The sequence below is a fragment of the Emergencia sp. genome (genome assembly GCF_048465375.1).
Taxonomy (GTDB): Bacteria; Bacillota; Clostridia; order Peptostreptococcales; family Anaerovoracaceae; genus Senimuribacter.
In genome coordinates this window covers 383427-404010 of the sequence record NZ_DBFWLQ010000024.1, presented here as the reverse complement: position 1 = coordinate 404010, position 20584 = coordinate 383427, and the positions used below count along the sequence as shown (strand labels likewise).

Below are 20584 nucleotides of genomic sequence, written 5' to 3'. Positions count from 1 at the left end.
CAGAAAAATAGTGGAATTCATTGTAAAATAATATCATAAGAAAATGAATTTTCTTGAAAAATGTCCCGAGGGAGGATTATGCGTATGGGAAAAATTAAGTTAGGAATTGTTGACGACAACAAAGACTTCTGTGAGGTGCTGCAAAATTATTTTGGGCAGCAGAATGACATAGAAGTCTCTTTTGTCGCAGAGGATGGTCTGCAGGCTTTAGAGAAGGTCCAGGAGAATGAAATTGATGTGTTGATCCTGGACTTAATCATGCCACATTTGGACGGTATTGGAGTTTTAGAGTCATTGAACACGATGGATTTAAAGAAATATCCTCGCGTAGTTATGGTTTCTGCCGTAGGTCAGGACTCTATGATACAACGAGCAGTCGGACTGGGAGCCGAGTATTACTTAGTGAAACCAATCAACACAGATGTTTTAGGCAAGAGAGTCAGACAGGTGATGAACAGGGATGGAGGCATTCGTACGAATGCGAACAGCCAGCTGAATCTTCGAAAATCTACAGTTTATAAAGATATTATTAGAGAAAATGATTTAGAAATTGAGATTACAAATCTGATTCATGAAATCGGTGTTCCTGCTCATATTAAAGGATATCAATACTTAAGAGATGCTATAACGATTGTTGTGAACGATATGGACATCTTGTGTGCCGTAACGAAAGAATTATATCCAATGATTGCCAAAATGAATGATACGACGCCTAGCAGAGTTGAACGAGCCATCAGACATGCGATAGAAGTTGCATGGAATAGGGGAAGAATTGAAACAATAGATGCTTTATTCGGATATACCGTAAAGAACGATAAAGGTAAACCGACAAACTCAGAGTTTATCGCAATTATTGCAGACAAGCTTAGACTGGAGAGAAAGGTTGGATAAACGTTAACCCCTAGACGAATTATTTAACCGATTACTTACGAAATACTAAATTTGAAAACAAAGAACCAGGAATTATTATTTAACATAGACCAATACCGGCAATGCATAAAGTGACATTTATCCATCGCCAATTGACAGCTCCTTTCATTTTTTGTGTGGATGAAAGGAGCTGTCTCTTTTTTGCCTCGCTGACATCGATAAAATACTGGCTTACATGTGCTATATATTGACTATGCACATGATATGTACTATAATACTAGCTGTTAATTTATGAATTGTCACAGTGAGAATTCATCTGACATCTTACGAGGACTGGAACACATCGTGATTTATTTGAAAAATACCATCAAAGCCGATTCACATGAAACATGGAGGAATTTTATGATAACGGAAGAAAAGATAGAGAGAATCAATGCGCTGGCTCGAAAATCGAAAACGGCAGAAGGCCTTACAGAAGAAGAAAAGGCGGAACAGCAGATTCTGCGGCGGGAATACATTGATTCTTTCAAAGCGAATTTGCGCTCTCAATTAGAACAAATTGAGTTCGTAGAAGATGTAGAAGAAGCAGAAGGACGCAAAAAAGGCGATTATGTCGTGGAAATTGAAGAAAATTTAAATTAATTATTAGAAAAGAGCAGAATTTTACAAATTCCGCTCTTTCTTTGTTTTATGATAGGAGACGGGGAAAGGTGGGATTATTATGAAAAAAGTATACGCAATAAACGCCTGCGTACTCGTCCTCATTTTTTTGACGGCGGGAATCATAGCCAGGCCTAGCGACTATAATGGTGAAATGAAAAATCTGATTTCACAGAGAACAGAAGTTTTGAATGATTTCTATGATGGCAGTCGAGACTTTGACACATCAAGGGACAAGCTGGAACTCTTAGAATCAGGAAGACTGTTGAAAACGGATGTTGCAGCTATGAAGGCATATCAATCTACTGATATAGACCAGGTGGTTAACTATAAGATTAAGATAAAATCTTGTAAGAAGACAAGCTATGGCATCATCAAAGGAAAAGCGGAAATCAGATGGGTTATGAGAAGTGTCAATGATACGAGAGAAGAAAAATATTTGTACTATTTCACAGGGGAAATCAATCAAAAAAATACAAAGCTGACACAACTTAAAAAAATTTAAAAACTTTGTTTTCACTGTTTAATGGCGGTAGATTATTGGTATAATATAGACTTGAAGATTAAATTTAAACATTGAAGGAGCATATTCACATGAGACAAGTATATTTGGACTATTCAGCGACGACGCCAGTCAAAGAAGAAGTCTTAAACGAAATGATTCCTTATTTTACAGAAAAATTCGGCAATCCTTCAAGCCTTTATACCATGGGGTTAGAGTCTAAAGAAGCTGTTGATAAAGCAAGAATGCAGGTAGCGCACCTGATTAATGCCCAGCCAAAGGAAATTTATTTTACTGGCTGCGGAAGTGAGGCTGATAACTGGGCTGTTTTTGGTGTAGCAAACGCATTAAAAGATAAAGGCAATCACATCATTACGACAAGAATCGAGCATCACGCAATGCTGCATTCCTGTCAGTTTTTAGAGAAAAATGGCTATGAGGTTACATATCTGGATGTGGAACCGGACGGCACAGTAAAGCCAGAGACTCTCGAAGCTGCCATCACAGACAAGACCATACTCATCAGTATCATGTTTGTCAACAATGAGGTAGGAACGATAGAGCCGATTAAAGAATTGGCTCAGATTGCAAAAGAACACAAAATCTTATTCCATACTGATGCAGTACAGGCATTGGCCAATGTCCCTATAGATGTGAAGGATCTGGGCATTGATCTGATGAGCATGTCTGCTCACAAGATTTATGGTCCTAAGGGCATCGGCGCATTATATATCAGAAAAGGCCTGCGAATCTCAAACTATATTCATGGCGGTGGTCAGGAAATGGGCAAAAGAGCTGGTACCGAAAATATGGCGGGTATTGTAGGTTTTGGCAAGGCTGCAGAAGTGGCAGAAGCCCATTTTGATGAGCATATCAGCCATTGCAGAGAAGTTAGAGACTATTTAATTGAGAAAGTTTGCAGAGAAATACCTGATGCATTTGTCAACGGAACTATGGAGCATAGACATCCTGGAAATGCCAACATTACTTTTAAGTATATCGAGGGGGAATCGATTCTGCTGCTTCTGGATTACAAAGGTATCAGCGTTTCAACAGGATCAGCCTGTTCATCAAAATCACTGGAACCGTCTCACGTATTATCTGCGCTGGGCGTACCAGTAGAGATGATTCACGGTACGGTGAGATTTACAGTAGGTGATTTTACAACAAAAGAAGATATTGATTACGTAGTAGAAAATTTAAAAGAAGTTGTGACAAAGCTGAGAGAATTGTCACCAGTAAACAGTGAGAAAGGTTGGTAAGAAAATGGGTTTATATAACGATACAGTGATGGATCATTTCATGAATCCAAGAAACGTAGGAGATCTTGAAAATCCTGATGGAACTGGCACATATGGCAGCCCTGTCTGTGGAGATATGATGCAGATTCAGATCAAGGTAAAAGATGATATTATTACTGATGCAAAATTTAAAACTTTTGGGTGTGGCAGTGCCATTGCATCTTCCAGCATGGCTACATCTATGATTATCGGAAAATCTATAGATGAGGCACTGGCGATCAGCAATAAGCAGATTATTGAGGAATTAGGCGGACTTCCGGCAGTGAAAGTACATTGTTCTGTTCTTGCCGACCATGCGATAAAATCAGCCATTTATGATTACGCACAGAAAAATGGTAAGACTTATGAGGGTCTGGAAGGATTTGACCCTGATGCAGATGAGGACGATCATGAACAAATTACCTGCGAATAAAGTTGTATTAGGTTTAAGCGGCGGAGTGGACAGCACTACCGCTGCTTTGCTATTGAAAGAAAAAGGGCTCACCGTCATCGGTTTTTATTTTGACGTGCTCGGTACGAACGAAAAAGGTGCAGAAGCAGCAGAACGGCTGGCTCAAAAACTGGAGATTGATTTTGTCAAAATGAATGTTTCTGACGAATTTGACAAGACTGTGATAAATAACTTCTGCACGGAATATATGCAAGGGCGGACACCCAATCCGTGTGTTGTCTGCAATCCTAACATCAAATTTAAGAAATTGCTGCAGGTGGCCGAGGAAAAAGGGGCATACTATATTGCGACAGGACATTATGCCAGAATTTTTCATGACGAGGTAAACAATTTATACTTTATCAGAAGGGGCGCAAATCAAAAGAAGGATCAGTCTTATATGATGTACAGGCTTGGCCAAGAGGTGTTGTCCAGGCTGATACTGCCTCTAGGAGACTTTGACGATAAAGAAAAGACTAGGAATATTGCCAGAAGTCACGATTTGCCTAATGCAGAGACCGCCGACAGCCAGGAAATCTGTTTTATTGATGAAGAAAAAGAAAATTATGTGACTTATATCAAAGGAAGATGCTTGGAGGCAAAAAAAGGGAATTTTGTCGATTCTGACGGCAATATTCTGGGCGAGCATCGAGGTCTGGTTCATTATACGATTGGCCAGCGTAAGGGACTAGGTATTACCTTTGGCAAACCAGTCTTCGTAACCTCCATTGATTCGGAAAAGAACCAGGTTACATTGGGAGATAATGAGGATTTATTCAAACGGGGCGTGATCTCTACAGAAAACTTTTTTGCGGCAAACGCTCAGGAGAATCTTCCGGAGGAGTTCGGCGATGAGATTCGTGTGACAGCAAAGATCCGTTATGCCGCAAAACCGGCTCCAGCAACGGTGCGTCAACTGCCAGATGGCAAAATTCTAACTGTATTTGATGAACCCCAGCGTGCAGCTACGCCAGGCCAATCGATTGTATTCTACAAAGAGGATTATGTCATCGGCGGCGGTTTTATCGAATCTGCGTGCAGCCCCAAGTAAAGTAAGGAATTAGTACTAAAGTTTATGAAAATAGTCCTCAAATCATATTGCATATCTTAAATCTTGTCATTATAATAGGTTAACAGTTTGCATTATGTAAACGAAAATGATATTTAAAAGATTGAGAGGGGATAAATCATGAACAGCATCATTTTGCTGAGCCTAAAAGAGCAGCTTTTGAAGGCCTCAAAAGAAGTAGAACTTTCAGGGCTCTGCAGACATAAGACTGGAAATCTGAGCGTTATCAACCGAAAGGAACAATATATTATCATCACTCCATCGGCTATTTCTAAAGCAAGGCTTGTATTGGCAGACCTGGTAGTCTGCGACTTCGAGGGGAATATTTTGGATAATCCTAACAACAATAAACCCTCCAGTGAACTGCCCATGCATATCGCATGTTATAGAAACAGAGGCGATGTGCACTCCGTAGTGCATACTCACTCCACTTATGCAACAGCTTTTGCCGTAAAAGGGCTGGAAATACCACCTGTCGTCACAGAATCCGTATTCTATAACGATAATACGACGGTAATAGGTTATGGTAAACCTGGAAGCGCAGAACTGGCCGAAAAGGTGGCAGCAGGGATTTCAGACAACAGCGATGTGTTGATTTTAGAAAAACATGGCGTCATCGTCATGGGAGAAGCCATCGCCGAAACGATCCTGAAAGCAAAATATGTCGAAGAAGTGGCAAAAGTTGCCCTTTTATCCAGCATGTTGAACGAGAATAATCTTTGAATGGATCAGACATACTAAGTCATATCAAATTATGATGGAGGTGTGGTTAATGAACAAAATTATCAAAGATGCGGTGATGCTGGCAGCTGCAGGTACTGCAGGGTTTTGTGCTTATAAATGGATGTCCCCGACTGATAAGCAAAAAATCTCTAGGGATGTAAAGCGTACAGTTGAAGATATGGGAGATGTGCGCCATGATATGTCACGCATGGCCGGTACCATCAAAGACACATTCTAAGTTTGATGCAAAATAGCGCGTATGCGCTATTTTTGTTTTTTGTATTTCATTTTTTATGGTATACTAACCATATGAATAAAAATGAAATCAGAGAATATGCAAATAGTGAATACAGACGATGGCTTGAAAAGTCCGAGGGCGATATACAACTGCAGCAGGAGTTAAAACAACTGGCTGACAATGAAGAAGAGCGGATCGATTCCTTTTATACCGATTTGCGATTTGGCACATCAGGCATCAGAGGCATTATCGGTGCGGGTACGAATAGAATGAACGAATATGTGGTGAGGAGGACTACGCAGGGGTTAGCGGATTATCTCAATGCGCACTGTAAAAAACCTTCTATCGTCATCGCCTATGACAGCAGAAAAAAATCCAAGGTCTTTGCGTTGGAAACAGCTAGGACACTCAGAGGAAACGACATAGAGGTCTTTCTCTTTCCCGAGATTGCGCCGGTATCATTGCTCTCCTATGCCATTGGCAGGCTGCACTGCAGCATGGGCATCATGATTACAGCCAGTCATAATCCGAAGATTTTTAACGGATACAAGGTATATAATCAAAATGGATATCAAATTGTTGGAGAGGAAGCGGAGCAGATATCAGAGGCCATCGACCAACTGGATTATTTTGAGGGCATCAAGGTAAGTGAGGAAGGAATCAGCTGCGTAGATCAGCAGGTGTGTGATGATTTTATTGCGAAAATTGCTTCATTTTCTCTTTTGTCAAGTCAAAGGGATATACTCAACAAGTTATCTGTCGTCTATACCCCATTAAATGGAGCGGGCAACCGTTATGTGCGTCAGGTGTTATCTGACATCGGTTTTGAAAATTTGACAATGGTACCCGCACAGGAAAATCCTGATGAGAATTTCGCTACTTGTCCTACGCCGAACCCAGAGAAAATCACCGCATATACGGAAAGTTTCAAAATTCTAGATCAAATTGGAGGAGACGTGATTATCGCGACAGACCCTGACAGCGACAGAGTCGGTCTCTGCCTTCTCTATGATGATATGAAAGTCCTTTTAACAGGAAATCAACTGGGAATTTTGATCTTCGACTATCTCTGCCAGATGCGCAAGCCTCTGCCAGGACAAGTAGTCATTAAGAGTATTGTCTCTACACCGTTAATTGAAAAAATGGCAGAAAAATATGGCCTTCAGGTCATCAACACTTTGACTGGGTTTAAATATATTGGGGAACTGATCACGGCGCTGTCAGATCAGGGACAAGAGGAAGCCTACTTTTTCGGTTTTGAAGAGAGCAATGGATATCTGGTCGACCCCTTTATCAGAGACAAAGACGGTGTCAGTTCAGCAATGATTGCGGTAGAAATGGCAGCTTATCATAAGGCGCAGGGGAAAAATCTCATAGAGCGTCTTCTGGAGATATATGAGGAGTTTGGCACCTGCAGAGATAAGACCAGAAATTATTTTTTCGAAGGACCTTATGGCGCAATGGCCATGAAATCTTTGATGAACCATTTCAGGAGAGAAATTGATGAGTCCATCGGTGGCAGGAGAATTCTCAAGAAGAAGGACTATATGAAAGCCACAGGTCTGCCAAAGGCGGATGTTGTGGAATTTATCCTTGAAGGCGGCGCCAGATTTATCATAAGACCTTCAGGCACAGAGGCAAAGATTAAGGTTTATCTCTTTGAAACAGAAAACAACACAAAATTGGAAAAAGCTATCGAAAACATCGTCGAAACTTATAAGGAGATATAATTATGAAAAAAACGCTGATTATCATTCTGCCTGTGCTCATCTGTATTCTTGTTCTCTGCGGCATTCTGCTGCATCGCACTGCTTCACCTCCAGCAGTCAAGGTCCATTCTTTTGACGGATCGGGACAAGTCTCTATCAGGTGGGAGGCAATGAAGGATGTTGACGGATATGCCGTATATCGGTCCAATACAAAAGAGGGAACCTATGAACTGATAAAGACCTGTGATGGTGATGCGCGTCAGTATACAGACACGAACAGAAAAGTCGGTCAGAAACTTTATTACAAGGTATGCAGCTACACGCTAAAGAACGGAGAGAAATCATATGGCGATAAGTCGGGGGCAGCCGAGGTTCAGGTGAAGAAGGCCTTAGAAAAAGATCCCGAAGATGCCCTGATGCTAGTCAATAAGAAAAACTGGCTGAGTGACAGCTATGTGCCGTCAAAACTGATTTCTCTGGGCAGTCTGGCAATCGTGAATATAGAAGCCAAAGAGGAGGTCAGAGACGCCTATGAGAAGCTCTATCGTGATGCGCGTAAGGCAGGCTTTGACATTAAAGTCATTTCTGCCTATAGAGATTATGACTTACAGGCTTCCTTGTTCGACTACTGGTGCAAAACAGACGGTGTGAAGCAGGCGTTGCGAACTAGCGCTAAACCAGGCAGAAGCGAGCATCAGACGGGGTATGCCCTGGACGTTTCTTGTCAGGATTTAGCCTGGGATCTGGTGGAGAGCTTCGGTGAGACGGCAGAAGGCAGGTGGCTTGATAAGAATGCGTATCAATACGGATTTATCGTCAGATATGGTAAGAATACCGAGGCGATTACCGGATATGCATATGAGCCTTGGCACATCCGGTATGTAGGCAAGAAAGCCGCCAGAGAAATATATGAACAAAACATCACTCTGGAAGAATATTTAGGGTATTGAAATGGACAAGTTTGAGGATTTATGATAAAATTAATGATTATTGCGAAATGAATGATAGATAACGCTAAGCCAGCTAAGGCTGGGGCGTAAAAGCATCACATTCTGTCCGGCAAATTTCGTTGTGCTGCTGATAGAATTTATGCTGGTGTTCCCCAGCTTCAGCTGGCTTGGAACACGTCGTATAAGAAGTTCCCGCTTATTTACTGGGAGACGGATTCACATGTAAATGAGGGTAACTTCATTAGGAGGAAAGATAGAAATGGAAAAATTAGGTTTAAACCAAATCAGACAGATGTTCAGGGAATTCTACATGGACAAAGAGCATTATCCTGCGAAGAGTGCTTCATTGATTCCCCAGAACGACAAATCACTGTTGATTATCAACTCGGGTATGGCTCCGCTGAAACCTTATTTTGCAGGGTTGGAAACCCCACCGGCAAAGAGGATGACCACCTGCCAGAAGTGCATCAGAACAGGAGATATAGACAATGTCGGCATTACGTCCAGACATGGTACTTTTTTTGAAATGTTAGGAAACTTTTCCTTTGGAGATTATTTCAAAGAGGAATCACTGAGGTGGGGCTGGGAATTTATCACCCAATGCTTGAAAATGCCAGAGGACAAGATCTGGGCGACGGTTTATTACGACGATGACGAGGCTGTAGAAATTTGGAAGAAAATCGGCGTGCCAGAAGAGCGGATTGTGAGACTGGGCAAAGAAGATAACTTTTGGGAAATCGGACTGGGACCGTGTGGTCCATGTTCCGAAATATATTTTGACAGAGGACCAGAATACGGCTGCGGAAAACCTGATTGCAAGCCGGGATGTGACTGTGACAGATACCTGGAGTTTTGGAATCACGTGTTTACGCAGTTTTCCAAAGAAGAGGACGGCAGCTATACGCCATTAGAGCATCCGAATATTGATACTGGTATGGGATTAGAAAGAATGGCCTGCATCATGCAAGGCGTAGATTCCATCTTTGATGTGGATACGATCAGGCATATTCTCGATGGTGTGGTAGAAATGTCAGGTGTAAAGTATGAGGATGGTGCCGCGAAGACGGACGTTTCTATCAGAATCATCACTGACCATTTGAGATCCATGGTTTTCATGATTGCTGACGGAATCATCCCCTCCAACGAAGGACGCGGCTATGTGCTGCGCAGATTAATCAGACGTGCGGCGAGACATGGCAGAATCCTCGGCATTGATGGCAAATTCCTCGTGGAATTGTCTGATAAAGTAATCGAAGTATCCGCCGGCGCTTATCCAGAACTGGAAGAAAAGAGAGCGTACATTCAGAAAATTATCTCCGTAGAAGAAGAGAAATTTGCAGCTACCATCGACCAGGGAACTTCCATCATTCACGAATATGTGGAGGAACTGAAAAAAGAAGGAAAATCAGTTTTAGAAGGGGAAAAAGTTTTCAAACTTTATGATACTTTTGGTTTCCCTCTTGAACTAACGGAAGAAATTTTACAAGAGGAAGGCTGCAGTGCCGATGTAGATGGTTTTAACCAAAATATGCAGAAGCAGAAGGAGATGGCTAGAGCCGGCCGAAAATCTGCTGATGAAGAGGGATGGAAGGACGCAGTAACTGCAGTAGACGTTCCAGAAACCATTTTTACCGGATATGACAAATTAGACGATGAGGCTGAAATTTTAGCAATCGACGTTGATGGCGCATTGACAGACAAAGTGGATGTTTATCAAAATGCCACAGTTTACCTTGATAAGACGCCATTTTATGCAGAAGGCGGCGGTCAGGCCTCCGATAATGGTTTTATGTCTACCAATGGCTGTCACGCAAAGGTGATCTCTGTAGAAAAATCCCATGGCGTTTATGCTCATAGAATTTTGGTAGAAAAGGGAACTCTGCAAAAAGGGGATAAGGTGCAGTGCGGCGTCAACCTCTTCAAGAGACATGCCACAGCACGAAACCATACAGCGACACATCTTCTGCAGAAAGCTCTGCGGGATGTGGTTGGTTCTCATGTAGAGCAGGCTGGTTCCAGCGTCAATGAGAATATGCTTAGATTTGACTTCACTCATTTTGAGGGAGTTACACCGGAACAACTGGAACAAGTAGAAGAATTGGTAAACCAGAAGATTACGGAGTTTTTACCAGTTGATATTTGTGAAACCTCTATGAAGCATGCCCAGGAGATGGGTGCTATGGCTCTCTTTGGTGAGAAATATGGGGAAGAGGTTCGTGTAGTCAGCTGCGGCGACTGGAGTGTGGAGCTCTGCGGAGGAACCCATGTGGCAAACACCGGTCAAATCGGTGCCTTAAAGATTGTCAGTGAATCTGGCGTGGCATCCGGCGTGCGCAGAATTGAAGCTGTAACGGGAACAGGCGTTCTGCTGAAGACGATTGAAGCAGAAGAAACCGTCAGACAAATTGCAGCAGCGCTCAAATCCAACCCTTCTGCTGTGGTTCAAAAGACAATTTCTGTGATGGAAGAGTTGAAAGAGACGAAAAAGGAATTGGAAGACTTTAAGAAAGCTGCTATGGGGTCTGAAGTTGACGATATGGTCAAAAATGCGAAAGATGTCGGCGATGTCAAGCTTGTGACAAAGGAGTTTAAGGATTATAATATCAATGATCTGCGAAATCTCTCCGACGATATCAAAGCCTCATACAAAAGCATCGTCATGGTCTTCGCTACAGTCAATGGATCAAAGGTCACGTTCTTGGTATCCATTACGGATGATTTATTAGATCGAGGTCTCCATGCAGGGAAGATGATAAAACAGATTGCAGCGGCTTGCGGCGGCGGTGGCGGCGGAAAAGCCGATATGGCCCAGGCAGGAGCAAAAGATTCGTCAAAAATTCCTGATGCATTTAAGGTTGCAGAAGAACTTTTATCATAGTATACTATAGTTAGGAAAAAGGAGGTCGTTATCATGGAAAGAAAAACAATTATGTTTGACGCAGCGAAAACTCAACAGAAAACTACGAAAGAAATCCTGGAGGCTGTTTACGCCGCTTTGGAGGAAAGAGGGTACAACGGAATTGATCAAATGGTTGGATACATTCTTTCAGGCGACCCGTCATACATTACAAGTCACAATAATGCGAGAATGATGATCAGCCGCATTGACAGAGACGACTTGGTAGAAGAAATTCTAAAGGATTATCTAAAAAAATAGAATAGAAATGAACGGCAGGCGATTTGTTTTAACCTGCCGTTTTTTTAGGAAGGCAGGAAATGACTACACTATTTGAGAACAAATGCACGTATACCTATCAATATTACTTACAGCTTAAACGGACAACTCTGAATAAGAGTTTCGTGAACACTTGCTATGCTGCACTTATTATCGTCATCGCTGCAGGCATCCTTACAGTCATGAAAGGCTGGTATCCATTTACGGCTGTAGCAGCGGCCGCCTTTTTATTCGTGGTCTACAGATTGGTGGGAACGCCTGTTCGATTGGCATCTTTTGCAGCAAGGAAAAATCGCCAGGTCCACGGCAGGGACATTGAGACGATAAATAATTTCTATGAAGATCACATTCTTGCTGTTAACACGCTGTCACAGAGCAGGACCAATATCAAGTATAGGGAAATACGTTCTTTGATGCAGTCTAAGGACCTGTTTATCATCGCGATGGATAAGGGACTGGTGCTTTTGATTGATAAAAATGGATTTTTAAAGGGAACAAAGGAAGAATTCGTGACTTTCATGAGAGAAAAATGTGTGAATGCTGAGGTGAAAATATGAGAAAAATAGCTCTTGATGTCGGCGACAAAACGGTAGGTGTCGCCTTAAGTGATGCCCTGGGTATTACTGCCCAAGGATTGACAACGCTGGAGAGAGTGGGAATACGAAAAGACACTGGGAAAATTTTAGATTTGGTCAAAGAATACGACTGCGATACCATCGTCATTGGCCTGCCAAAAAAATTGGACGGAAGTGACAGCATCCAGACAGAGAAAGTCTATGAGTTCCGTACGATGCTGGAAAATAAGATGAGAAGCACAGGGATGAAAAATATCGATGTGGTCTGGCAGGATGAACGCCTGACTACCGTCATGGCCGAAAAAGTCCTCATTGAAGCGGACGTCAGCCGCAAGAAAAGAAAGCAGGTTATTGACAAGCAGGCAGCGGTTCTGATTATGCAGAGCTACTTGGACAGCTTACCCCAGAAAAAAGATTAAAATACGAATAATTATATCGATATACCCAAATATAATTCGTAATTTTGCCTAATTTAATCAAAAAACTAAATAAAAGTAAAGTGAAAATACGAATTTTACTGAACAAATGTTGACACCAAAAGTATATGTGATAAAGTTTATTGTGTATGATATTCTGCATATACTTTTGGTTTTTTTTAATATAATGATGGAGGTTAAATATATGAAAAAGATTGGAATCATCATGGGAAGCGATAGCGATCTTCCTGTAGTAGAAAAAGCAATGACAACATTAGACGAATTCGGCGTGCCTTATGAAGTTCACGTGTACTCTGCCCATAGAACACCAGCAGAAGTAAAGAAATTCACTGAGAACGCCAGAGCAAACGGCTTCGGCGCGATTATCGCTGCTGCTGGAAAAGCGGCACATCTGGCCGGTTCCATTGCCGCCAGCACGACCCTTCCTGTCATTGGCATTCCAGTAAAATCATCCACTTTGGACGGCCTGGACGCGCTTCTTTCAACAGTGCAGATGCCTGGAGGCATCCCGGTAGCTACAGTTGCTATTGACGGCGCGCAGAATGCAGCCCTCTTGGCAATTCAGATGCTGGGCATTGAAGACAAAGAAATTGCCGCGAAATTGGACAACCAGAGAAAAGAAGCAGCTGATAAAGTTCTGACTAAGAATAAGAATATTGAGGAAAAATACAATCAATAAATCAAAACAGAAGCAAAAATATGAAAGAGGTGAAGCTTATGCGCGTTGAAAAGAGAGAAGAACTATATGAGGGAAAAGCCAAGAAGGTCTATGGTACGACAGACGAAAATCTCTGCATTGTATCTTACAAAGACGACGCTACTGCTTTTAATGGTCTGAAAAAGGGTACCATCATGGGAAAAGGCGCCATCAACAACAGAGTGACTAACTTTTTGATGCAGATGTTAGAAAAGAAGGGCATTCCTACACACTTTGTGGAAGAGTTGAACGAGGAAGAGACCCTCGTAAAAAAAGTTAGCATCATACCTCTTGAGGTGATCGTGAGAAATATTGCGGCAGGCTCCCTGGCCAAACGGCTCGGTCTTGCAGAAGGCACCAAGATGGGTCGTCCGATTTTGGAATTCAGTTACAAGAATGACGACCTGGGGGATCCCATGGTCAATGACTACCATATCCTCGCTATGGAATACGCCACAGAAGGAGAGCTTTCTATCATCAAAAGCTTTGCTTTGAAAATAAATGAAATTTTGTCTGATTATCTGAAGGACGCGAATATCGAACTGATTGATTTTAAGCTGGAGTTTGGAAAAACTGCAGACGGTACAATCGTCTTGGCAGATGAGATTTCTCCTGATACCTGCAGATTTTGGGATACAGTGACCCATGAAAAACTGGATAAAGACAGATTTAGAAGAGACTTGGGCGGTGTAGAAGACGCATATCAGGAAATATTGAAGAGATTACTTGGAGAATAAAACGGGAGAGTATGAAAAAATGAGCAGTTTAAGAGAAGAATGCGGTGTTTTTGGCGTTTTCGGCACAGAGACACAGAATGTAGCCAGCACCACATATTATGGTTTGTTTGCCCTGCAGCACAGAGGACAGGAGAGCTGCGGCATCGTAGTGAACGATGACGGCGTGTTTAATTACTATAAAGACGCGGGACTTGTCAATGATGTCTTCACGCCAGAAATTCTGGAGGAGCTGGGGGAAGCCAATATGGCCATCGGCCACGTCAGATATGGAACTACGGGAAAAAGCGATAGGCTCAATTCGCAGCCCATCGTCGTCAATCATCATAAAGGCAGAATGGCACTTGCTCACAATGGAAATCTGGTCAACTCATATGAGCTGAGACAGGAATTGGAAGCAGAAGGCTCCATTTTCCATACGACAAGCGATACGGAAGTCATATCCTATATTATCACCAAGGAGAGAATCAAAAGTGATTCCATCGAGGAGGCTATTGACTCCGCCATGGACAAGCTGAAAGGTGCTTACTCTCTGGTCATCATGTCCCCATCCAAGCTGATCGCAGTCAGAGATGAACTGGGTATGAGACCTCTATGCTTCGGCCAAAAGGAAGACGGAACTTATATCGTTGCGTCAGAAACCTGTGCTTTGGACTCTGTCAGTGCAAAATACATCAGAGATGTGGAGCCGGGCGAAATCGTCGTTTTTGAAAAAGACGGTGTCAGATCCATCAAAGATCACTGCGGAAAGCAATCACAGAAGCTCTGCATCTTCGAATACATCTACTTTGCAAGACCTGACTCCGTAGTGGAGGGGACCAGCGTGCATGAAGCGCGTCTGAAAGCCGGCGCATGCCTTGCCATGGAACATCCTGTGCAGGCGGATGTGGTCATCGGCGTACCGGACTCAGGACTTGACGCAGCCATCGGCTACTCCAGACAGTCGGGTATTCCTTACGGCATCGGATTCATCAAAAACAAATACATCGGCAGAACCTTTATCGCACCTGGTCAAAAAGCGCGAGAGGATAAAGTCAGAATCAAACTCAACGTGGTAGCAGACACTGTGAGGGGGAAAAGAGTGGTTCTGGTAGACGACTCTATCGTCAGAGGTACAACTTGCGCCAGAATTGTAAAACTGCTCAGAGAAGCCGGGGCTACGGAAGTACATATGCGGTCATCTGCACCTCCGTTTATCAATCCGTGCTATTATGGAACAGATATCGACTCCAGAGAGAACCTGATTGCGTGCAAGCATACTATTCCGGAAATAGAGAAGATTATAGGTGTAGAAAGCTTGGGTTATCTGGACGTAAATCATCTGAACATGCTTGTAGGTAAGGCGCCGGGCGAAGGCTACTGTCACGCATGCTTCAGCGGAGAGTATCCGACAGAGGAGCCAAGCAGCTCAATCAAAAACAGGTTCGAAAAAAAGATTAGTGAAAAAGAGGAGAATTAGTCATGGAAAAGAGTTTCAGCGAAAGCTACAAAGCGGCCGGCGTAGATATTACAGCAGGATATAAAGCAGTTGAACTGATGAAAGAACACGTGGCAAAGACGATGATGTTCGGAAGCGTTCCGAGTGATATTGGCGGCTTTGGCGGTCTGTTCGAATTGGATATCAAGAACATCAAAGAACCGGTCCTGGTCAGTGGTACAGACGGCGTAGGGACAAAGCTGAAAATGGCCTTCCTGATGGACAAGCACGATACTGTTGGTATCGACTGTGTGGCCATGTGTGTCAACGATATCATATGCGTCGGCGCGAAACCGCTGTTTTTCCTCGACTACATTGCAGTCGGCAAAAACTATCCAGACAAAGTCGCGATGATTGTGAAGGGCGTTGCAGAGGGCTGCATCCAGTCCGAGGCAGCTTTGATCGGAGGAGAGACTGCAGAAATGCCGGGATTCTATCCTGAAGACGAATACGACCTGGCTGGATTTGCTGTTGGTGTCGTAGACAAATCAAAGGTATTGAAAAAAGATACTATTTGTGAGGGAGATGTCATCATAGGATTACCATCCTCTGGCGTACACTCCAACGGATTTTCCTTGGTGAGAAAAGTGCTGGATGTGGAACATGAAGATATGAAAAAGCCCCTTGAAGCCCTCGGCGGAAGGTCTATAGGTGAGACGCTGCTGACACCGACAAAAATTTATGTGAAGCCGATGGTGAGACTTTTTGAAGAGGTTACAGTAAAATCGGCAGCCCACATCACCGGCGGTGGTTTCTACGAGAATATTCCGAGAAGTCTGCCAAAGGGTTATGGCGTAAAAATCAAGAGAGAAAATGTCAAAGTCCTGCCGATTTTTGAACTGATTGCAGAGAAAGGCAATATTCCGGAGAGAGATATGTTCAACACCTTCAACATGGGCGTAGGCATGACTGTTATCGTTTCCAAAGAAGATGCGGAAAAAACTCTTGATATACTGAAAGTAAACGGCGAAGACGCTTACATATTAGGCAGTGTGGTAAAATCTGAGGAAGGCGTGGAACTATGCTAAAGACAAAGATTGCCGTCCTCGTCTCCGGCGGTGGCACCAATCTTAAGGCGCTGATTGACGCGCAGAACAGCGGATTGATTAAAAGCGGCGAGATTGTTCTGGTCGCATCGAATAATCCGCAGGCATTCGCTCTGAAGAGGGCAGAGGATAACGACATCAAAGCTGTTATCATGTCCAGTGAAGAGGCGCTGCTACAAATCTTCAGGGAAGAGGGCATCGAGCTGGTGGTATTGGCCGGGTTCCTGAAGATTTTGAGCCCGACATTTATCAACGCTTATGAGAATAGAATCATCAATATCCATCCATCTCTGATTCCCTCTTTTTGCGGGAAAGGGTGCTATGGTCTGCACGTTCACGAAAAGGCTTTGGAATATGGGGTCAAAGTGACCGGAGCGACGGTGCATTACGTCAATGAGATTCCTGACGGCGGCCAGATTATTGCGCAGAAAGCAGTGGAAATCTTGGAGGGAGATACGCCAGAAATTCTCCAGCGCCGCGTTATGGAACAGGCCGAATGGGTGCTGCTTCCGAAGGCCGTAGAAGAAATCAGTGAAAAATTAGCGAGAGGTGAAAAATAACCAATGAATGTTTATGAAATAAAAACAATGGAAGCTGCCGTAAAAGGAAACTCTTATGTAGGAAGAGGCATCGTTCTGGGCAGATCCAAAGACGGAAAAAAAGCTGTCAGTGCTTACTTCATCATGGGCAGAAGTGACAACAGCAGAAACCGGGTTTTCCTTGAAGAAGGAGAAAATGTGATGATCAAACCTTTTGATGCGTCAAAGGTGGAGGACCCGTCTCTGATTATCTATTATCCGATGAGGAAACACGAGGACAAACTGATTGTGACCAACGGCGATCAGACAGATACTATTTATGAACACTTACAGAAAGGTAAATCTTTTGAAGAGGCGCTGGACACCAGATGCTTTGAACCGGACGGCCCCAATTGGACACCGAGAATCAGCGGTATGTTCACCTTTGGTCAGGAACTGACTTATAAGATGAGTATCTTAAAAAGTGCTGATGCATCAGGCTCTGCCTGCAACAGATATTATTACAATTACTCTGCACTGGCCGGCCTCGGTCACTTTATTCACACCTATGTACAGGATGGAAATCCGCTTCCGACTTTCTGCGGCGAACCGGAGAGAGTGGAGATTCCAGATGATATTGATGCATTCGCCAACGAAATATGGGCAAATCTTGATGAGGACAATAAAATTTCTTTATATGTAAGGTACGTAGATCTGGAAACAGGCAAAGCGGAAAACAGAATGATCAACAAGAACGCATAATTGGAGGTGTAGAAATCATGAAAGAATTTGAACTGAAATATGGATGCAATCCCAATCAGAAGCCGGCAAAAATCTATATGGCCGATGGAAGCGAGCTTCCCGTGGAAATTTTAAATGGCAGACCTGGATATATTAACTTCCTGGATGCTTTTAACAGCTGGCAGCTGGTAAAGGAACTGAAAGATTGCCTGGGCATGCCGGCAGCGACATCCTTTAAGCATGTGAGCCCTACTTCTGCGGCTGTAGGCGTACCGATGAATGATACATTAAAGAAAGCCTGCTTTGTTGACGATATCCAAGGGCTGGACGATTCGCCTATCGCCACTGCCTATGCGAGGGCGAGAGGAACAGATAGGATGTCCTCCTTCGGCGACTGGGTAGCCCTCAGCGATACCTGTGATGCTGTCACCGCTACGATTCTCAAGAGAGAAGTATCTGACGGTATCATAGCGCCGGATTATACAGAGGAAGCCTTGGAAATTCTCAAGACAAAAAAGAAGGGCAACTATAATATCGTTAAAATCGATCCTGATTTTGTGCCGATGGAACAGGAGACAAAGCAAGTCTTTGGCATCACCTTCGAACAGGGCAGAAATGACTACAAAATAACCCCGGACCAGCTGACGAATATCGTTACTGCCAACAAGGAACTGCCTGAAGACGCGAAGAGAGATTTGATCATCGCTCTGATCACTCTCAAATATACACAGTCAAACTCTGTAGCTTATGCTAAGGATGGTCAGGCCATCGGCGTAGGAGCGGGACAGCAGTCCAGAATCCACTGCACCAGACTGGCAGGGAACAAGGCTGATTTCTGGCATTTGAGACAGGCGGATATTGTAATTAATCTGCCATTCAGAGAAGACGTAACCAGACCAAATCGCGATAATGCCATCGACGTCTATCTGGGAGATGAGTACGAGGATATCTTAAAAGACGGTGTATGGCAGACGTTGTTTACAGAAAAACCAGAACCATTTACTAAGGAAGAACAGAGAGAGTATCTGGATTCCATCAGTGGCGTATCTCTTGGCAGCGATGCTTTCTTCCCATTTGGCGATAACATTGAAAGAGCAAAGAAGAGCGGCGTCTCCTATATCGCTGAACCTGGCGGCAGTGTGAGAGATGATAATGTCATCGAAGTTTGTGATAAATACGGAATGGTAACCGTATTCACTGGTATGAGATTGTTCCATCACTAAGATTTAGTCGTATAATGGTTCTGGCCCCAATTTGCAAAGCAAATTGATGGGCAGACCTTATGCTTTAACGCCCCGGCATTAGCCGGCAAGGCGTTAGTCGTATAATGGTTCTGATCTCGATAGTTTATGTGTACATATTCGGTGAAACTAAACTAGTCCGAATTCGGACTTGTTTAGTTTTGCAAAAAAGTATATACACATCAAACGTTTAATTGACGTCAAGTAGGAGGTACATAATGAAAGTAATGGTTGTTGGCGGTGGCGGCAGAGAGCACGCTATCATCAAAAAAATAAAGAAGAGTCCAAAGGTCGATGAAATCTATGCACTGCCGGGAAATGGGGGCATTGCTGCTGATGCGACCTGTGTAGACATCGGAGCCAAAGACCTGCAAAATATTGTCAAATTTGCAAAGGAAAACAAGATTGAATTCGCCATCGTGGCGCCAGATGATCCACTTGTTCTGGGTCTTGTGGATCTGCTGCAGGCAGAAGGCATTCCTTGCTTCGGACCAAATAAGGACGCTGCTATCATCGAGGGCAGCAAGGCTTTTTCTAAAGATCTGATGAAGAAATACGGCATTCCGACAGCAGAATATGCAACTTTCACCGACATGGATGAAGCTCTTGGCTATCTGGATACCTGCAAGATTCCAGTGGTCGTCAAAGCTGATGGACTTGCCCTGGGCAAAGGTGTCATCATCGCCGAGACACTGGAAGAAGCAAAAAAAGCAGTGAAAGATATGATGGAAGACAAAGTCTTCGGTGAAAGCGGCAGCGTGGTGGTCATTGAGGAATTCCTCACAGGACCGGAGGTTTCCGTCCTTTCTTTCACCGATGGAAAAACATTGATTCCTATGGTATCCTCTATGGATCATAAACGTGCACTGGATGGTGACAAAGGTCTCAATACAGGCGGTATGGGAACGGTAGCACCAAACCCATATTATACTGCAGAAATCGCATCTCGCTGTGAGGAAGAAATCTTTCTGCCGACAATGATTGCCATGAACAGAGAATGCAGAACCTTCTCTGGCTGCCTCTATTTTGGCCTCATGCTCACAGAGGATGGACCAAAAGTCATTGAGTACAACTGCAGATTCGGCGATCCGGAAACACAGGTCGTTTTACCACTTTTAGACAGCGACCTCTTTGATATCATGATTCATGTGGCGGATGGCACTTTGGATGAGGCCGATGTCAACTTCGCTGACGATGCGGCTTGCTGCGTGGTCATGGCCAGCGAGGGATATCCAAAATCCTACGAAAAAGGTTACGAGATCAAAATCGCTGATGATGTGGAGGATGTCTATGTTGCCGGCGCAAAACTGTCCGAGGATGGAAAGCTTCTGACCAATGGCGGTCGTGTTTTGGGCGTGACGGAAAGAGGCGGGGATATCAAAGAGGCCATCGAAAAAGCGTACAAATCTGTAGAGAAAGTAAGTTTTAATAACGCTTACTATAGAAAAGATATCGGCCAGAAAGCACTTGCAGCACTTGAAAAATAAGGGA

General features: G+C 43.5%; 22 protein-coding genes. All 22 read left to right on the top strand.

Translation table 11 applies throughout. The features are described from left to right. The first annotated feature begins 60 nt into the window (after positions 1-60). Complete coding sequence (gene spo0A / locus ACMQ5W_RS17075; RefSeq protein ID WP_419026208.1) at positions 61-891, top strand: sporulation transcription factor Spo0A; 831 nt, start codon at positions 61-63, stop codon at positions 889-891. Between the two features lie 381 nt (positions 892-1272). Further along, positions 1273-1512: a DUF896 domain-containing protein gene (locus tag ACMQ5W_RS17070; protein WP_419026207.1), complete on the top strand. Its 240-nt coding sequence runs from the start codon at positions 1273-1275 to the stop codon at positions 1510-1512. Positions 1513-1591: 79 nt separating this feature from the next. Further along, on the top strand, positions 1592-2035 hold the full coding sequence (locus ACMQ5W_RS17065; protein WP_419026206.1) for a hypothetical protein: 444 nt from the start codon (positions 1592-1594) through the stop codon (positions 2033-2035). An 89-nt stretch (positions 2036-2124) separates the two neighbouring features. Continuing rightward, a complete protein-coding gene (gene nifS / locus ACMQ5W_RS17060) occupies positions 2125-3294 on the top strand; it encodes a cysteine desulfurase NifS (RefSeq protein WP_148491969.1) in 1170 nt (389 codons plus the stop codon). 4 nt (positions 3295-3298) lie between these two features. After that, a complete protein-coding gene (gene nifU, locus ACMQ5W_RS17055) occupies positions 3299-3745 on the top strand; it encodes a Fe-S cluster assembly scaffold protein NifU (RefSeq protein ID WP_419026205.1) in 447 nt (148 codons plus the stop codon). Further along, on the top strand, positions 3723-4814 hold the full coding sequence (gene mnmA / locus ACMQ5W_RS17050) for a tRNA 2-thiouridine(34) synthase MnmA (protein WP_419026204.1): 1092 nt from the start codon (positions 3723-3725) through the stop codon (positions 4812-4814). Before nifU ends, mnmA begins: the two co-directional genes overlap by 23 nt. Positions 4815-4952: 138 nt before the next feature. Next, positions 4953-5555, top strand: coding sequence for a class II aldolase/adducin family protein (locus ACMQ5W_RS17045; protein WP_419026203.1), 603 nt, complete (start codon positions 4953-4955; stop codon positions 5553-5555). Between the two features lie 49 nt (positions 5556-5604). Then, positions 5605-5793: a hypothetical protein gene (locus tag ACMQ5W_RS17040; RefSeq protein WP_148491973.1), complete on the top strand. Its 189-nt coding sequence runs from the start codon at positions 5605-5607 to the stop codon at positions 5791-5793. Between the two features lie 71 nt (positions 5794-5864). Continuing rightward, the gene (locus ACMQ5W_RS17035) at positions 5865-7523 is read left to right on the top strand and encodes a phospho-sugar mutase (RefSeq protein WP_419026202.1); all 1659 of its coding nucleotides are present in this window, start codon (positions 5865-5867) and stop codon (positions 7521-7523) included. Positions 7524-7525: 2 nt separating this feature from the next. Further along, positions 7526-8452, top strand: a complete 927-nt coding sequence (locus tag ACMQ5W_RS17030; protein WP_148491975.1) for a M15 family metallopeptidase — start codon at positions 7526-7528, stop codon at positions 8450-8452. A 259-nt stretch (positions 8453-8711) separates the two neighbouring features. Continuing rightward, positions 8712-11330 (top strand): alanine--tRNA ligase, encoded by a 2619-nt coding sequence (gene alaS / locus ACMQ5W_RS17025; protein WP_419026201.1) that lies wholly within the window; start codon positions 8712-8714, stop codon positions 11328-11330. Between the two features lie 33 nt (positions 11331-11363). After that, a complete protein-coding gene (locus ACMQ5W_RS17020) occupies positions 11364-11609 on the top strand; it encodes an IreB family regulatory phosphoprotein (protein ID WP_067541997.1) in 246 nt (81 codons plus the stop codon). Positions 11610-11668: 59 nt separating this feature from the next. After that, positions 11669-12184: a YcxB family protein gene (locus ACMQ5W_RS17015; RefSeq protein ID WP_419026200.1), complete on the top strand. Its 516-nt coding sequence runs from the start codon at positions 11669-11671 to the stop codon at positions 12182-12184. Beyond that, positions 12181-12621, top strand: coding sequence for a Holliday junction resolvase RuvX (gene ruvX, locus ACMQ5W_RS17010; protein ID WP_148491978.1), 441 nt, complete (start codon positions 12181-12183; stop codon positions 12619-12621). The genes ACMQ5W_RS17015 and ruvX overlap by 4 nt, the downstream gene beginning before the upstream one ends. Before the next feature lie 202 nt (positions 12622-12823). After that, positions 12824-13318 carry a 5-(carboxyamino)imidazole ribonucleotide mutase gene (gene purE, locus ACMQ5W_RS17005; protein WP_419026199.1) on the top strand — a complete coding sequence of 165 codons (495 nt, stop codon included), beginning with the start codon at positions 12824-12826 and terminating at the stop codon, positions 13316-13318. Between the two features lie 38 nt (positions 13319-13356). Then, on the top strand, positions 13357-14073 hold the full coding sequence (purC, locus tag ACMQ5W_RS17000; protein WP_148491980.1) for a phosphoribosylaminoimidazolesuccinocarboxamide synthase: 717 nt from the start codon (positions 13357-13359) through the stop codon (positions 14071-14073). Between the two features lie 19 nt (positions 14074-14092). Further along, positions 14093-15529, top strand: a complete 1437-nt coding sequence (purF, locus tag ACMQ5W_RS16995) for an amidophosphoribosyltransferase (RefSeq protein ID WP_148491981.1) — start codon at positions 14093-14095, stop codon at positions 15527-15529. 2 nt (positions 15530-15531) lie between these two features. Beyond that, positions 15532-16575: a phosphoribosylformylglycinamidine cyclo-ligase gene (gene purM / locus ACMQ5W_RS16990; RefSeq protein ID WP_419026198.1), complete on the top strand. Its 1044-nt coding sequence runs from the start codon at positions 15532-15534 to the stop codon at positions 16573-16575. Then, positions 16569-17153 carry a phosphoribosylglycinamide formyltransferase gene (gene purN, locus ACMQ5W_RS16985; protein WP_419026197.1) on the top strand — a complete coding sequence of 195 codons (585 nt, stop codon included), beginning with the start codon at positions 16569-16571 and terminating at the stop codon, positions 17151-17153. The genes purM and purN overlap by 7 nt, the downstream gene beginning before the upstream one ends. Before the next feature lie 3 nt (positions 17154-17156). Next, a complete protein-coding gene (locus tag ACMQ5W_RS16980; RefSeq protein ID WP_419026196.1) occupies positions 17157-17873 on the top strand; it encodes an IMP cyclohydrolase in 717 nt (238 codons plus the stop codon). Positions 17874-17890: 17 nt separating this feature from the next. Next, a complete protein-coding gene (locus tag ACMQ5W_RS16975; RefSeq protein WP_419026195.1) occupies positions 17891-19075 on the top strand; it encodes a phosphoribosylaminoimidazolecarboxamide formyltransferase in 1185 nt (394 codons plus the stop codon). 236 nt (positions 19076-19311) lie between these two features. Then, positions 19312-20580 (top strand): phosphoribosylamine--glycine ligase, encoded by a 1269-nt coding sequence (gene purD / locus ACMQ5W_RS16970; RefSeq protein WP_419026194.1) that lies wholly within the window; start codon positions 19312-19314, stop codon positions 20578-20580. Positions 20581-20584: the final 4 nt, after the last annotated feature.

Excerpts from the sequence above, each read along its gene's own strand:
- mnmA (WP_419026204.1), top strand. The coding sequence starts at position 3,723 with ATGAACAAATTACCTGCGAATAAAGTTGTATTAGGTTTAAGCGGCGGA.
- purD (WP_419026194.1), top strand. The coding sequence starts at position 19,312 with ATGAAAGTAATGGTTGTTGGCGGTGGCGGCAGAGAGCACGCTATCATC.
- nifU (WP_419026205.1), top strand. The coding sequence starts at position 3,299 with ATGGGTTTATATAACGATACAGTGATGGATCATTTCATGAATCCAAGA.
- nifS (WP_148491969.1), top strand. The coding sequence starts at position 2,125 with ATGAGACAAGTATATTTGGACTATTCAGCGACGACGCCAGTCAAAGAA.
- ACMQ5W_RS17020 (WP_067541997.1), top strand. The coding sequence starts at position 11,364 with ATGGAAAGAAAAACAATTATGTTTGACGCAGCGAAAACTCAACAGAAA.
- ACMQ5W_RS17030 (WP_148491975.1), top strand. The coding sequence starts at position 7,526 with ATGAAAAAAACGCTGATTATCATTCTGCCTGTGCTCATCTGTATTCTT.
- ruvX (WP_148491978.1), top strand. The coding sequence starts at position 12,181 with ATGAGAAAAATAGCTCTTGATGTCGGCGACAAAACGGTAGGTGTCGCC.
- ACMQ5W_RS17065 (WP_419026206.1), top strand. The coding sequence starts at position 1,592 with ATGAAAAAAGTATACGCAATAAACGCCTGCGTACTCGTCCTCATTTTT.
- ACMQ5W_RS17045 (WP_419026203.1), top strand. The coding sequence starts at position 4,953 with ATGAACAGCATCATTTTGCTGAGCCTAAAAGAGCAGCTTTTGAAGGCC.
- alaS (WP_419026201.1), top strand. The coding sequence starts at position 8,712 with ATGGAAAAATTAGGTTTAAACCAAATCAGACAGATGTTCAGGGAATTC.
- ACMQ5W_RS17070 (WP_419026207.1), top strand. The coding sequence starts at position 1,273 with ATGATAACGGAAGAAAAGATAGAGAGAATCAATGCGCTGGCTCGAAAA.
- purC (WP_148491980.1), top strand. The coding sequence starts at position 13,357 with ATGCGCGTTGAAAAGAGAGAAGAACTATATGAGGGAAAAGCCAAGAAG.
- purF (WP_148491981.1), top strand. The coding sequence starts at position 14,093 with ATGAGCAGTTTAAGAGAAGAATGCGGTGTTTTTGGCGTTTTCGGCACA.
- ACMQ5W_RS17015 (WP_419026200.1), top strand. The coding sequence starts at position 11,669 with ATGACTACACTATTTGAGAACAAATGCACGTATACCTATCAATATTAC.
- ACMQ5W_RS16980 (WP_419026196.1), top strand. The coding sequence starts at position 17,157 with ATGAATGTTTATGAAATAAAAACAATGGAAGCTGCCGTAAAAGGAAAC.
- purE (WP_419026199.1), top strand. The coding sequence starts at position 12,824 with ATGAAAAAGATTGGAATCATCATGGGAAGCGATAGCGATCTTCCTGTA.
- spo0A (WP_419026208.1), top strand. The coding sequence starts at position 61 with ATGTCCCGAGGGAGGATTATGCGTATGGGAAAAATTAAGTTAGGAATT.
- ACMQ5W_RS16975 (WP_419026195.1), top strand. The coding sequence starts at position 17,891 with ATGAAAGAATTTGAACTGAAATATGGATGCAATCCCAATCAGAAGCCG.
- ACMQ5W_RS17040 (WP_148491973.1), top strand. The coding sequence starts at position 5,605 with ATGAACAAAATTATCAAAGATGCGGTGATGCTGGCAGCTGCAGGTACT.
- purN (WP_419026197.1), top strand. The coding sequence starts at position 16,569 with ATGCTAAAGACAAAGATTGCCGTCCTCGTCTCCGGCGGTGGCACCAAT.
- ACMQ5W_RS17035 (WP_419026202.1), top strand. The coding sequence starts at position 5,865 with ATGAATAAAAATGAAATCAGAGAATATGCAAATAGTGAATACAGACGA.
- purM (WP_419026198.1), top strand. The coding sequence starts at position 15,532 with ATGGAAAAGAGTTTCAGCGAAAGCTACAAAGCGGCCGGCGTAGATATT.